Source organism: Chryseomicrobium palamuruense (assembly GCF_042649045.1).
GTDB classification, from domain to species: Bacteria; Bacillota; Bacilli; order Bacillales_A; family Planococcaceae; genus Chryseomicrobium; species Chryseomicrobium palamuruense.
On the sequence record NZ_JBHSEF010000026.1, the window covers coordinates 336,202 to 351,033 of the forward strand.

At 44.0% G+C, this 14,832-nt stretch carries 12 protein-coding genes; 11 read left to right on the plus strand and 1 reads right to left on the minus strand.

The annotated features are described in order from the left end of the window. Positions 1–7: 7 nt before the first annotated feature. Positions 8–253 carry a DUF2627 domain-containing protein gene (locus ACFO0S_RS14090; RefSeq protein WP_378142801.1) on the minus strand — a complete coding sequence of 82 codons (246 nt, stop codon included), beginning with the start codon at positions 251–253 and terminating at the stop codon, positions 8–10. 127 nt (positions 254–380) lie between these two features. On the opposite strand from ACFO0S_RS14090, the gene ACFO0S_RS14095 reads away from it, so the two are divergent. From ACFO0S_RS14095 to meaB, 11 genes are all read left to right on the plus strand, one after another. Further along, a complete protein-coding gene (locus ACFO0S_RS14095) occupies positions 381–2,363 on the plus strand; it encodes a sigma 54-interacting transcriptional regulator (protein ID WP_378142731.1) in 1,983 nt (660 codons plus the stop codon). A gap of 12 nt (positions 2,364–2,375) precedes the next feature. Continuing rightward, complete coding sequence (locus tag ACFO0S_RS14100) at positions 2,376–3,257, plus strand: bifunctional enoyl-CoA hydratase/phosphate acetyltransferase (protein ID WP_378142732.1); 882 nt, start codon at positions 2,376–2,378, stop codon at positions 3,255–3,257. Positions 3,258–3,272: 15 nt separating this feature from the next. Continuing rightward, complete coding sequence (gene bcd, locus ACFO0S_RS14105; RefSeq protein ID WP_378142733.1) at positions 3,273–4,367, plus strand: branched-chain amino acid dehydrogenase; 1,095 nt, start codon at positions 3,273–3,275, stop codon at positions 4,365–4,367. A 19-nt stretch (positions 4,368–4,386) separates the two neighbouring features. Further along, positions 4,387–5,466: a butyrate kinase gene (gene buk / locus ACFO0S_RS14110; RefSeq protein ID WP_378142734.1), complete on the plus strand. Its 1,080-nt coding sequence runs from the start codon at positions 4,387–4,389 to the stop codon at positions 5,464–5,466. Between the two features lie 12 nt (positions 5,467–5,478). Continuing rightward, positions 5,479–6,906, plus strand: a complete 1,428-nt coding sequence (gene lpdA / locus ACFO0S_RS14115) for a dihydrolipoyl dehydrogenase (RefSeq protein WP_378142735.1) — start codon at positions 5,479–5,481, stop codon at positions 6,904–6,906. A 13-nt stretch (positions 6,907–6,919) separates the two neighbouring features. Next, on the plus strand, positions 6,920–7,924 hold the full coding sequence (locus ACFO0S_RS14120; protein WP_378142736.1) for a thiamine pyrophosphate-dependent dehydrogenase E1 component subunit alpha: 1,005 nt from the start codon (positions 6,920–6,922) through the stop codon (positions 7,922–7,924). Next, complete coding sequence (locus ACFO0S_RS14125) at positions 7,924–8,907, plus strand: alpha-ketoacid dehydrogenase subunit beta (protein ID WP_378142737.1); 984 nt, start codon at positions 7,924–7,926, stop codon at positions 8,905–8,907. The genes ACFO0S_RS14120 and ACFO0S_RS14125 overlap by 1 nt, the downstream gene beginning before the upstream one ends. A 15-nt stretch (positions 8,908–8,922) precedes the next feature. Then, positions 8,923–10,221, plus strand: coding sequence for a dihydrolipoamide acetyltransferase family protein (locus tag ACFO0S_RS14130; RefSeq protein WP_378142738.1), 1,299 nt, complete (start codon positions 8,923–8,925; stop codon positions 10,219–10,221). A 91-nt stretch (positions 10,222–10,312) separates the two neighbouring features. Continuing rightward, on the plus strand, positions 10,313–11,641 hold the full coding sequence (locus ACFO0S_RS14135) for a methylmalonyl-CoA mutase family protein (RefSeq protein WP_378142739.1): 1,329 nt from the start codon (positions 10,313–10,315) through the stop codon (positions 11,639–11,641). Positions 11,642–11,694: 53 nt separating this feature from the next. Further along, a complete protein-coding gene (scpA, locus tag ACFO0S_RS14140) occupies positions 11,695–13,785 on the plus strand; it encodes a methylmalonyl-CoA mutase (protein ID WP_378142802.1) in 2,091 nt (696 codons plus the stop codon). Then, on the plus strand, positions 13,782–14,819 hold the full coding sequence (meaB, locus tag ACFO0S_RS14145) for a methylmalonyl Co-A mutase-associated GTPase MeaB (RefSeq protein WP_378142740.1): 1,038 nt from the start codon (positions 13,782–13,784) through the stop codon (positions 14,817–14,819). The genes scpA and meaB overlap by 4 nt, the downstream gene beginning before the upstream one ends. Positions 14,820–14,832 lie beyond the last annotated feature (13 nt).

The window sequence follows — 14,832 nt, forward strand, 5'->3', positions numbered from 1 at the left end:
AGGGAATTCAACTTTTTTGTTTTTCTTTGAACCGTTCTGATACGCGACCATTCTTTCGGTCACGACGTAGTAGAAATCCAGCAAAAAATCCAATACCTAAAATCGTCAATGCTAAACCAAATAAAAATTGAAGCCCAAGGGGAAGTGTTCCTAAATTCGCAATACCGAAAAACGTATCACGCATAAGTTTAATCCCATAAGCTGCTAAGATTCCAGGTATAACAAGAACGATGAGTGCCGCCAATCGTGCCACATACGTCATCTCCTTACTCTTTTTCAACTATCGCATCTTAGAAAAGGATTGTCAATTGACCCGCGTTCCTGTATGATAAAATGGAAATGCAACAAATTGCACGTACATAATGGAGGTGTGCAAATAATTGCAAAATATCGTATTAATCGGGGCCGGTAAAGGCGGAAGTGCCTTACTTGAACTATTGCGTGATGCTGGAAAATTTACGTTTACAGCGGTTATTGATAAGAATCCTAGTGCACCGGGACTGCGCCTTGCAGAACAGATGAATATTCCAATTGCAAACGATTGGCGTTCCTATATATCTGCTTCTGTTGATGTCATCATCGATGCTTCAGGGGACGATACACTACTTCCAGAACTCTTAGATGCGAGAGATCGTTCTACAGTCGTCATACCAGGTGAAATTGCTTCGATTCTTGTTCAGCTAATTGAAGATAACAAAGAGACCTATCAACAAATCGATGCGGCGCGCTCCATTCAACGTCTAATTTTTGATTCGATGGAAGAAGGAATCATTAGTATTGATCAAAATGGCTACATTACGTCATTTAACGAAAGTGCTGCACGCATCACACAAGTCGATCGAAAACAAGTCATCGGGAGACCAGTGCATGAAATTATTCCAGATAGCCGACTTCCTCAAGTTGCCTCTTTCGGACGTTCAGAAATCAATCAGCAACTTACTCTTGAAAGCGGTACCAAAATAGTTACCTCTAGGCATCCTATCATTACGGAAGCAGGGGAACGAATAGGTGCGTTTGCTGTGTTTCAGGATATTTCCGAGTTACAACAGATGGCCGAAGAAATCACGAATCTTAGAGAAGTCCAAATGATGCTCGAAGCCATCATTCAATCGAGTGACGATGCCATCTCCGTTGTCGATGAAAAGGGAATTGGTTTACTCATCAATCCGGCATACACCCGTATCACAGGTTTAAAGGAAGAAGACATCATTGGTCGGCCAGCAGAAGCTGACATTGCGGATGGGGAAAGTATTCATAGACAGGTTCTAGATACGAGAAAACCAGTCCGCGGCAAGCAATTACAAGTGGGCAAGGACCGGAAAGATGTCATCGTCAACGTTGCACCGGTCATCGTCAATAACCGTTTAAAAGGTAGCGTCGGTGTTATTCATGATGTCACTGAAATCCGATCGATGATGAAAGAACTGGATAGAGCGAGACTGTTAATCCGGTCCTTAGAATCAAATTTATCGTTTGACGACATCGTCGGCGTCTCTGAAAAGATTCAATTCGCAAAAGATCAAGCAAAACTTGCAGCCGGTGTACCGGTCACTGTTTTTCTTCGAGGAGAGACGGGTGTAGGTAAAGACTTGTTTGCACATGCCATTCATCGAAAGAGCGAAAGAAAACATAACAAGTTCATTCGGGTCAACTGTAGTTCCGAAGAAGCGAGAGACCAGCTCTTTACGAGTAGTGATAAGCTCAGCCTTGCGGAACAAGCGATAAATGGAACGTTGTTTCTAGACGAGATAGGGGAATTGACTCTAAGTCAGCAACAACATCTATTGGATCTATTGAGTTACCAGAAGCTTCCTTCTAGGAACGAGTTAGTTGATTTACGCATCATCGCATCTACGAGTGAACCTCTTGAGAAAAATATGAGAGACGGGTTGTTTCTAGAAGAACTGTATTTCCAGATTAATAAGATGCCAATTTTTATCCCTCCCTTACGAGAGAGGACAGAAGATATTCCAATCATTCTTGACCATCTTCTGGTGAAATTAAACAAAGAATATGGACGACAAATTGCGGGGTTCTCTGACAAAGCCATTCAAGCTTTAAAACAATATGATTGGCCTGGAAATGTTCGGGAACTTGAAAATGTGGTCAGTCGCACGATGATTTTTATGAATGCATCAGAACTCAAAGTCGAAGAGAAGCATTTGCCACTCACTACGATTCGAGGAAAGCAACCGGAACTACCGGATGGCTCCCTTTCTGATTTAGTAGAGTCGTATGAGAGACAATTGATTCAACAGACGTTGACCGCTTATAAAGGCAATAAAGCAGCGACTGCCAAAAAGCTCAATGTATCACTTCGAACGCTGTATTATAAAATTGAGAAACTTGGTATTGAAGAATAGGGAGGTGTTCAAGTGAAATCTTTTGATCAACTGATGCAACCTGCTACGAGTGGAACAAAAAAACGGGTGGCGGTTGCATGCGCAGCAGATCCGGAAGTGATGGAAGCTGTTCGTTTGGCAGCAGAAGCCAATATCGCAGATTTTATCTTGTTTGACACAGAAGCACATTTTGATAAGTTGTTAGTCGAACTTCCTTCCGTTCAAGTACGCTACACGGATTCAGCACAAGATGCAGTAAAACAAGCTGTACAAGCAGCCTCTTCTGGTGAAGCAGACGCCTTAATGAAAGGTCATGTGGATACTGCGACGCTGTTACGTGAAGTGTTGCGAGATGAAAATGGCTTGAAAACAGGAGCGACCATCTCACATGTTGCGGTGTTTGAATTTCCTGAATTCGACCGTCTTCTCTTTGTAACAGATGCAGCAATGAATATCGCTCCTGACCTAAAACAAAAAGTGGATATCATCAAAAATGCGGTAGGAGTTGCAAGGCGGATCGGAATTGAAATGCCGGTCGTGGCGCCACTAAGTGCAGTGGAAGTCGTTAATCAGGCGATGACCTCTAGTACAGATGCGGCACTCCTTACTATGATGAATCTGCGTGGGCAAATTCAAGGCTGTATCATTGATGGGCCCCTTGCATTTGATAATGCGATTTCAATTGATTCAGCAAAAGCAAAAGGAATTACGTCATCCACTGCAGGGAAAGCTGACATATTAGTTGTGCCAACAATTGAAGCTGGGAACATTTTGTATAAATCATTTATGTATTTCGGACGAGCCAAAGTTGGTGCTGTCATCGAAGGGGCGAAAGTTCCGATTGTATTAACTTCTCGCGCCGATAGCGCTGAAAGCAAATTATACTCGATCGCCTTAGCGGTTCGATCTTATTAATTGGAGGAATGAACAATGGAAATCTTTAAATATATGGAAACGTACGATTACGAGCAACTTATTTTTTGTCAAGATAAAACATCAGGTTTGAAAGCCATCATCGCCATTCACGATACTACGTTAGGACCTGCACTTGGTGGAACACGTATGTGGAACTATGCCACAGAAGAAGAAGCGATTGAAGATGCACTTCGGTTAGCAAAAGGAATGACATACAAAAATGCTGCAGCCGGTCTTAACCTTGGCGGTGGGAAAACGGTCATTATCGGAGATCCCTTAACAGATAAAAACGAAGAAATGTTCCGTGCATTTGGTCGATTCATCCAGGGGTTGAACGGTCGCTACATCACAGCAGAAGATGTGGGTACAACAGTAGCAGACATGGACTTGATTCATGAAGAGACGAATTATGTAACAGGTATTTCTCCAGCTTTCGGTTCGTCAGGGAATCCTTCTCCTGTCACAGCTTATGGTGTGTATATGGGAATGAAGGCTGCAGCTATGGAAGCATATGGTTCTGATTCACTTGAAGGGAAAACAATCGCTGTCCAAGGAGTTGGAAATGTAGCTTACAAACTATGTGACTTCTTACATCAAGAAAGTGCAAAGCTAATAGTTGCAGATATTAACCAAGCTTCTGTAGACCGCGCGGTGAAAGAATTTGGGGCGACTCAAGTGGATGTCTCTGAGATCTACTCTCAAGAAGCGGATATTTTTGCACCGTGTGCGTTAGGTGCGATTATCAATGATGACACGATTTCGCAATTAAAAGTAAAAGTGGTTGCTGGAGCTGCAAACAACCAACTAAAAGAACCACGTCACGGAGATAAATTACATGAGATGGGTATTGTTTATGCACCAGACTACGTGATCAATTCAGGTGGCGTAATAAACGTTGCAGATGAGCTCAATGGATACAACCATGAGCGCGCATTGAAACGTGTTGAAGGAATTTATGACACAATCACACGCATCTTTGAAATATCTAAACGTGATGGTGTGGCATCTTATATGGCGGCTGACCGTCTAGCTGAAGAACGTATTGCGCGTATGGCGAAATCACGTCGTCAGTTCTTACAGAATGGAAAACACTCACTTACAAACCGCTAAGCTGAGATAAGGAGGAAACATGATGGAACCTTTTCGTATACTTGTTCTAAATCCGGGTTCAACCTCCACAAAGATTGGTGTTTATGAAAACGAACAATTGCTGTTTGAAAAAACCATTCGCCATAAAACGGAAGAAATTGAAGGCTTCCCTACGATTATTGCTCAATATGAATTTCGGAAGGACATGATTCTTCAAGCACTTGATGAGGAACAAATGAACATTTCCCGCTTGTCCGCTGTCTGTGGACGCGGGGGACTCCTTCGCCCGATTGAAGGCGGAACGTACGAAGTAAATGAACAGATGCTTGAAGATTTAAGAAAAGGCTATTCGGGGCAACATGCATCGAATCTTGGTGGAATCATTGCCAATGAAATCGCGAAAGGGTTGCATATTCCTGCATACATTGTAGATCCCGTTGTTGTAGATGAATTACACGAATTGGCACGCATTTCTGGCACGAAAAAACTGGAAAGAAGATCAATTTTCCATGCACTCAATCAAAAAGCAGTTGCCCGTCGTTACGCAAAAGAACAAGGGAAGCCATATGATACATTATCTTTAATCGTCGCCCACATGGGTGGTGGTGTCACAGTTGGTACCCATTCCAATGGACGAGTGATTGATGTGAACAATGGATTGCATGGAGATGGTCCGTTTAGTCCGGAACGTGCAGGAAGTGTGCCAATCGGAGACTTGGTGGCTATGTGTTATTCTGGAAATTACTATCAACACGAGATTATGAAAATGATTGTTGGACAAGGTGGTCTTGTCAGCTACCTCGGAACGAATGATGCAATCACTGTAGAAAAGCGAATTGCAAATGGTGATGCAGAAGCGAAACGTATTTATGATGCCATGGCCTACCAGATAGCCAAAGAAATCGGTTCCCAGAGTGCCGTGCTTTCTGGTAAAGTCGATGCCATCTTACTTACCGGTGGTCTAGCGTACGGGAAAGACTTTGTGAAAGAAATTGCTAACCGTGTGAGCTGGATATCTGATGTTGTGATCTATCCAGGAGAAGATGAACTACAAGCTCTTGCGGAAGGCGCATATCGCGTATTGAGTGGAGAAGAACAGCCGAAGCATTACCCGAATTAAAGGAGGGATACGATGGCTAAAGAATATGATCTAGTCATTATCGGTGGAGGAACAGGTGGATACGTTGCCGCCATTCGCGCAGCGCAACTGGGCCTTAAAACTGCCGTTGTTGAAAAAGAAAAATTAGGTGGAACATGCCTTCATAAAGGATGTATTCCGAGCAAAGCACTTTTACGTTCTGCAGAGGTTTATCATACAGCAAAAGAAAAAGCAGCAGATTATGGTGTAGTGACTGGAGAAGTTTCACTTGATTTTTCAGCAGTGCAAAAACGTAAACAATCGATTGTCAATCAACTACATCAAGGTGTTCAAGGTCTCATGAAAAAAGGAAAAATCGATATATATGAAGGAACAGCTCGCATGCTTGGACCATCGATTTTCAGTCCTTCTCCAGGCGGAACCGTTTCTGTAGAAATGAACAATGGGGAAGAAAATGAAATGATCATCCCGAAAAATGTCGTTCTTGCAACAGGGTCTCGCCCACGAACATTACCTGGGTTGACGATTGACGGTGAATTTGTCATGACATCGGATGAAGCGCTCGAAATGACGGAATTACCTAAATCTATCTTAATCGTCGGTGGCGGTGTCATCGGAATCGAATGGGCTTCGATGTTGAATGATTTTGGTGTTGAAGTCACCGTTATTGAATATGCAGACCGCATCATTCCGACAGAGGATGAAGCCATTTCTCGTGAGATGAAAAAACTCCTTGAGAAAAAAGGAATTACATTTGCGACAAGTGCTAAGGTTCTTCCAGAAACGTTAAAAACAGAAAACGGTGTCAGCATTGAAGCAGAAATGGGTTCAGAGACGAACTTATTTACAGCAGATAAGATGCTTGTATCCGTCGGACGTCAAGCGAATGTTGAAAACATCGGAATTGAGAATACAGATATCATTGTAGAAAATGGTTTTGTTCAAGTGTCGGATACGTATCAAACTAAAGAATCTCATATCTATGCAATAGGCGATGTGATTGGTGGACTTCAACTAGCTCACGTAGCAAGTCACGAGGGGGTCACAGCTGTAGAGCATATTGCAGGTCGTTCCGTTCACGCACTCGATACGGAAAAAGTTTCACGCTGTATCTATTCAAGTCCAGAAGCTTCGAGCGTGGGGATTACGGAAGCTCAAGCAAAAGAACGTGGCTTCAAAGTGAAAACAGGCAAGTTTTCCTTTAAAGCGATTGGGAAAGCACTCGTTTACGGGGAATCCGATGGTTTTGTCAAAATCGTCGCCGACTCGGAAACAAACGATATTTTAGGTGTTCATATGATTGGACCACACGCAACGGATCTGATTTCCGAAGCAGGTCTTGCCATGGTACTTGATGCTACACCGTGGGAAATTGCTTCAACTGTGCACCCACATCCAACCCTATCAGAAATTATGGGTGAAGCAGCTTTAGCAGTCGACGGAAACGCTATTCACAGTTAAGGGAGGAAATGAAATGACAACTCGTCATGAAGAAGTTGGTTTAACTAATGATGATGTACTAAAAATCTACGAAACAATGCTTCTTGCCCGCCGTATCGATGAGCGTATGTGGTTACTCAATCGCGCAGGAAAAATTCCATTTGTAATCTCATGTCAAGGGCAAGAAGCAGCGCAAGTAGGGGCTGCATACGCACTTGATACAGAAAAAGATTATATTGCACCATACTACCGTGATATGGGCGTTGTTTTGCACTTTGGAATGACTGCTCGCGACCTCATGCTTTCTGCTTTTGCTAAAGCAGAAGATCCAAACTCTGGTGGACGTCAAATGCCAGGTCACTTTGGTCAAAAGAAGAATCGTATCTTAACAGGTTCTTCTCCCGTTACAACACAAGTTCCTCATGCAGTAGGTGTAGCACTTGCAGCCAAAATCGAGAAAAAAGATTTCGTTTCATTTGCGACTCTTGGAGAAGGCTCTTCGAACCAAGGAGATTTCCACGAAGGATTAAACTTCGCAGGTGTTCACAAATTGCCATGTATCACGATGGTTGAGAACAATAAATATGCGATTTCTGTTCCCTTTGATCGTCAAGTTGCGAGTAAAAATATCGCAGACCGAGCGATTGCTTATGGCATGCCAGGGTATGAAGTCGATGGAAAAGATCCAATCGAAGTGTACCGTGTTATGAAAGAAGCTGTTGAGCGTGCACGTAAAGGGGAAGGCCCATCTCTTATTGAAGCCGTAACATTCCGTTTAACTGCGCACTCTTCGGATGATGATGATCGTCAATACAAGTCAGCAGAAGAAATCGAAGAAGGTAAGAAACTAGATCCGATTTTATCATTTGCTGCTTACCTGAAAGAACACGGTATTTTAACCGATGAGTCGGAAAAAGAAATAAATGAACGTGTCATGAAAGAAGTGAATGAAGCAACCGATTATGCAGAAAATGCACCTTATGCTAAACCAGAGGATGCGTTACTACATGTGTATGCTGAGCAAGGAGGCGACAACTAATGCCAATCATGTCTTATATCGATGCCATCACACTGGCAATGAAAGAAGAAATGGAACGCGATGAGCGCGTCTTTGTTCTTGGAGAAGACGTTGGCCGTAAAGGCGGCGTATTTAAAGCAACAAATGGTTTGTACGACCAGTTCGGAGAATACCGCGTACTCGATACACCACTAGCTGAATCAGCGATTGCAGGTGTCGGAATTGGAGCTGCCATGTATGGTCTTCGTCCAATTGCAGAAATGCAGTTTGCCGATTTTATCATGCCTGCAGTGAATCAAATCATCTCAGAAGCTGCACGGATCCGTTACCGTTCTAACAATGACTGGACATGTCCAATCGTGGTTCGTGCCCCATTCGGTGGGGGAATTCATGGGGCGCTCTATCACTCACAATCCGTCGAAGCGATCTTCGCTAATCAGCCTGGTCTTAAAATCGTCATTCCTTCGACTCCGTATGACGCAAAAGGATTATTAAAAGCAGCGATTCGCGATGAAGATCCAGTCTTATTCTTCGAGCACAAGCGTGCGTATCGTCTAATCAAAGGAGAAGTTCCTGAGGACGATTACACGATTGAAATTGGAAAAGCAGACGTGAAACGTGAAGGAGAAGACATTACTGTCATCACCTACGGCTTAGCTGTTCACTTTGCTCTCCAAGCAGCTGAGCGCTTAGAAAAAGACGGGATTTCTACTCACGTTTTAGATCTTCGTACCGTCTATCCATTAGATAAAGATGGAATTATTGAAGCTGCGAAAAAGACCGGAAAAGTACTTCTCGTTACTGAAGATAATAAAGAAGGTAGTATCATGTCGGAAGTGGCGGCCATTATTGCTGAGCACTGCCTATTTGACTTGGACGCACCTATCCAGCGCCTCGCAGGACCAGACGTACCTGCTATGCCTTACGCGCCAACAATGGAAAAATTCTTTATGATCAATCCGGATAAAGTAGAAAAAGCTATGCGTGATCTTGCTGAATTCTAAGAAGGAGGAATGAAAATGGCTCTTGAACAAATCAAAATGCCTCAGCTCGGGGAAAGTGTCACGGAAGGTACCATTGAAAAATGGTTGGTCTCTCCTGGTGACCACGTCAACAAATACGACCCTCTTGCTGAAGTGAATACCGATAAAGTAACTGCAGAAATTCCTTCATCGTTTACTGGTGTCATTAAAGAACTCATTGCCGGTGAAGGCGAGACACTGGCTGTCGGGGAAGTCGTCTGTACGATTGAGACAGAAGGGGGCAGTGCAGAAGAATCTCAAAAAACACCTGCCGCTCCAGAAGTCAAAGAAGAACCCAAACAACAGGAGACTCCAGCGAGTGCACCTAAAGTGGACCGTCCTAAAAATAAGAATGCCCGATACTCTCCAGCTGTTCTCACGATGGCTAGTGAGCACGGCATCGACCTAGAACAAGTCGAAGGCTCTGGTCGCGAAGGGCGCATCACCCGTAAAGATCTGCAAAAGTTAATTGACTCTGGTTCGATTCCAACTGCAGCCCAACGTCCGAAAGAATCACACCCTGAATCAATGACTCAAACGGAAGCTCCAGCTTCTACACCTGCTGCACCTAAACAAGATATCCCGTCATTACCAGGTGATGTTGAAATCCCGGTAACAGGAATTCGTAAAGCGATTGCGGCCAACATGCTGCGTAGTAAGCATGAGGCTCCACATGCATGGACAATGATTGAAGTAGATGTAACGAACCTTGTATCATACCGCGACTCGATCAAGAATGAGTTTAAACAAAAAGAGGGCTTTAATGTGACGTATTTTGCTTTCTTCGTTAAAGCAGTTGCCCAAGCATTAAAAGAATTCCCGATGATGAACTCCATGTGGGCTGGAGACAAGATCATTCAGAAGAAGGCAATCAACATCTCCATAGCAGTTGCAACTGAAGATGCCCTATATGTACCAGTTATCAAAGACGCCGACGAGAAAACAATCAAAGGCATCGCAAAAGAAATTAACGAGCTAGCCGGAAAAGTCCGTGCAGGTAAATTGAAATCAGAAGATATGCAAGGCGGTACATTTACCGTTAACAACACTGGATCATTTGGTTCTGTCCAGTCGATGGGTATCATTAATTATCCTCAAGCTGCCATCTTACAAGTGGAATCTATTGTGAAGCGTCCAGTCATCATGGAAGGCGGCATGATTGCCCCTCGTGACATGGTCAACCTATGTCTATCTCTCGACCACCGTGTATTGGATGGTTTAGTATGTGGCCGATTCCTTGCTCGTGTGAAAGAAATCTTAGAACATATTTCTAAAGACACTACATCAGTGTATTAATCATAAAAGTCGTCCTTCATGGGCGGCTTTTTGTCTAGGTAAAGAATTTGGAGTACACTAAGAAGGTACATAAGCTTGGGGAGGAAACGATATGACAGAATCGACATTCGACAACTGGAAAGATCTCGTCAAAGCATCCCTCAAAGGAAAAGAGTGGAATGCACTCCAAACGGGGACAGCAGAAGGAATTACGTTAGAACCACTTTATACAACATTAACTACGCAACAACAAAACCAATCGAGTCGTGTGATTGCGAGTCGAACACAATCAGAGGTTGCATTTTTGAAAGCGCTGACTTCAGTGCACGTTGATGTGCGAGAAGCACATAAACGAGGGGCAGATGCGGCTACTGAATTGCTATCTTTTTTAATCGATTGTGATGCGTATATGACGCAACATCAGCAATTGCCGAAAACAGCTGCTTTCGCTGTCGATACACATTTCTTTATGGAAATTGCAAAACTTCGTGCGGCCCGCTTACTTTGGGCAAACTTTAGCGATGTCCACGCACAGAAAGATGCACCTCTTCAACTGGTAGCGGAAACATCCCTTCGTTCCTATTCACTATATGATCCACATGTAAATTTACTTCGAAGTGCAAATAGCGCATTTGCAGCCGTTTTGGGCGGAGCGGAGGCGGTACATGTCTATCCGTTTGATTGTTTAACAGGGGGAACAGGTCTTGGCCAACGTCTTGCGGAGAACGTCCTTGAAATTATACGTCACGAGAGTCTGGTAACAGAGGTGTTAGACCCTGCCGGGGGCAGCTATAGCATAGAGGCGCTCACGGAGAATCTTGCTAAAAGTGTCTGGGAACAATTCCAAAATATTATGGATTTACCTAGTGACGAGCGTACGAAACAACTCGAAGAAAAAATAACAAAGGCATATATTTTCTTAGCAAATCAAACCGCGATACGCGCGCATTCTCTTATCGGCACCACGATTTATGCCAATCCAAAAGGTGCCGTGGCAGAAATCATTCAAGATTTCGGCTACGTTCGTCTGGCTGAACCTTACGAAACGTTACGTGCGAAGCTTCAACCTTTGGCTCAGCGAGTGGCAATCGTTCAAACAGGATCCTTAAAAGAATCAAAACCTCGGGTGGATTTTGTGAAAGGATTTTTATCTACCTTTGGGTGGGACGCACCTGTCTTTGATTCGATGACGACAACTCCCGAAACCTTGCTCCAGCAGGGCGTAACCTATGCGGTGCTTGTTGGTCCAGATGAGTCAATTGAAGAAGTCGTTCCGAAATGGCTTAACAATGGCTTAATCCTAGATGTAGCTGGAAAACACTCAAAAACGAGTGACTGGCAAGACCAAGGGCTAAACGGATCTATTTTCTTAGGACAATCATTAATTGAAAAAGGGCAGGAGTTAGTAGATGCACTGCAAATCAAGGGGGCATTCGAATGAACCGTTATTCAAACCATTCATTCCAAGTCTTAGCGAATGAGTCGAACAGAAATATGGAAACACGTATGACTAATGAAGGCATCACACTCAAGTCACATTATTCAGTTGAAGATATAAAATCATTTAAGCACCTTCAAGATTTACCTGGAATCGCACCATTTACACGAGGTCCTTATCCATCCATGTACGTAACGAAACCTTGGACGGTGCGTCAGTATGCAGGATTCTCCACGGCGGAAGAGAGCAATGCCTTCTATCGTCGGAATCTTGCGATGGGACAAAAAGGGTTATCCGTCGCGTTTGACCTTGCGACTCACCGAGGGTATGACTCTGATCATGAACGTGTGAAGGGAGATGTCGGAAAAGCTGGGGTTGCCATCGATTCTGTTGAAGATATGAAGATTCTATTTGACGGTATACCACTGGACAAGATGTCTGTGTCGATGACAATGAATGGAGCTGTGCTGCCCATCTTAGCATTTTATATCGTTACAGCGGAAGAACAAGGTGTTCGTCCAGAGCAACTGACAGGAACGATTCAAAACGACATTTTAAAAGAATACATGGTTCGTAACACATACATCTACCCACCAGACATGTCGATGAAGATCATTGCGGATATTTTTGCCTATACATCAAAAAACATGCCAAAGTTCAATTCTATTTCGATTTCTGGGTACCACATGCAAGAGGCAGGGGCGACGGCTGATATAGAACTTGCCTATACACTCGCAGATGGTTTAGAGTACGTTCGCACCGGACTCGCTGCTGGGATGGACATCGATACATTCGCGCCGCGGTTATCTTTCTTCTGGGCCATCGGCATGAACTATTTTATGGAAGTGGCGAAAATGCGTGCGGCTCGCAAGATATGGGCAGAGCTCATTCAACAATTTATGCCCAAAAATCCAAAGTCACTTGCCCTACGTACACATTCCCAGACGTCTGGGTGGAGTCTGACTGAACAAGATCCTTTCAACAATGTGACACGGACATTGCTAGAGGCGAACGCAGCTGCTATGGGTCATACACAGTCCCTGCATACCAATGCACTGGATGAAGCCATTGCGCTTCCAACAGATTTCTCTGCTCGTATTGCTCGTAATACGCAACTGTTCTTGCAAGAAGAAACGAAAATGACAAAAATGATTGACCCGTGGGGCGGCTCGTATTATGTAGAGACGTTGACGGATGAACTGATGAAAAAAGCTTGGGAACATTTAAAAGAAATTGAATCTCTCGGCGGCATGGCAAAAGCGATTGAAACAGGGCTTCCGAAAATGAAAATTGAAGAAGCCGCCGCAATCCGCCAAGCACAGATTGATTCAAAGAGTGAAAAAATAGTCGGTGTGAATTATCGTCGACTTGATACAGAAGATCCAATTGATATTTTATCGATTGACAACACGGCTGTTCGTACAAGTCAAATAGCACGATTGAACCAATTGAAAGAAACACGAGACGAAGCAGCTGTTTTGCAAGCGCTCAAAGAACTGACGGAAGTCGCGCGTAAAGCCGGTGGAAATCTACTAGAAGCAGCAGTGAATGCTGCGCGTGTCCGCGCCACTCTTGGTGAAATATCGGATGCGATTGAAGAAGTGTCCGGCCGTCATAAAGCAATCATTCGCTCGATTAGTGGCGTCTACAGTTCCAACTATTCAGCATCCCAAGAAGTAGATGTGGTGAAAGAGATGGCGGAAGACTTCCTAGAAAACGAGGGACGTCGACCTCGTATTATGATTGCGAAAATGGGCCAAGACGGCCACGACCGCGGAGCCAAAGTGATTGCCACGGCATTTGCGGACCTTGGTTTTGATGTGGATATGGGACCTCTTTTTCAAACACCAGAAGAAACTGCCCAGCAAGCTGTGGAAAATGACGTGCACGTGATTGGCGTCAGTTCGCTAGCTGCAGGTCACTTAACACTTGTACCAGAACTCAAAGCAGAGCTTGAAAAGCTAGGTCGCGGGGATATTTTATTAGTCGTAGGTGGCGTTATCCCAAGCCAGGATTACTCCTTCTTACTTGAAAACGGAGCAACAGCCATTTTTGGACCGGGAACAGTAATCCCAGTCGCTGCTCAGAAAGTGATTGAAGAGATTTACAAGCAACTTGGGTATGAAGAAGACGGAGTATCGTCATGACACCTGTGAAAAAGTTTACGAAGAAAACGTCCTCTGATGTCGATATTCAAAAACTAGCAGCCGATGTTCGTGACGGTTCAAGAATTGCTTTATCACGTGCTATCACATTAATCGAAAGTCAGCACGGATCTCACCAACAACAGGCAAAAGATCTATTACAAATACTCCTTCCACACACCGGAAACTCAACTCGCATAGGAATTACAGGTGTACCCGGTGCAGGAAAAAGTACATTCATTGAAACGTTTGGTAAAATGCTATGTGACAAAGGTTTTCATGTGGCAGTCCTTGCGATTGATCCTACGTCATCTCGTTCAGGAGGAAGCATTTTAGGGGACAAGACCCGAATGGAGCAGCTTGTGAAAGAACCGAATGCGTTTGTACGACCTTCGCCTACATCAGGTACACTAGGTGGGGTGCATAAAAAGAGTCGTGAAACGATGCTGCTCTGTGAAGCTGCGGGATACGACGTGGTCTTGATTGAAACGGTTGGTGTGGGACAGTCGGAGACGACTGTACGCGGGATGACAGACTTTTTTCTATTACTTACATTAACAGGAGCTGGGGACGAACTTCAGGGTATGAAGAAAGGGATTATGGAACTAGCCGATGCTATCATCGTTCATAAAGCGGATGGCGCGAATGAAACAACTGCAAAAAAAACCGTAGCGGAATACAAACAAATTTTGCATTTCATACAACCAGCGACAGAAGGTTGGACGCCTGTAGCACTTCCAGTTTCTTCTTATACAAAAATGGGGCTCGAAGATACATGGCAACATATTGAGAAGTTTGAGAAGGCGACAAAATCTTCAGGTGTCTTCACTAGTCGGCGAAATCAACAGCAAATGGAATGGTTCCGTGCGTCTGTCATCGATACATTGGAGAGACGCTTCTTTTCAGACAGTGAAAAAAAGGTACTAATGAAGCAACTTGAAAAACAAGTGGCTCATTCTGAGTTGACGGTCGATCAAGCGCTGACTAAGCTTTTTTCTTCTTCAAATGAGCGAAAGTCTGCTACAATAGAGCAATAAAGGAGTGTTTACA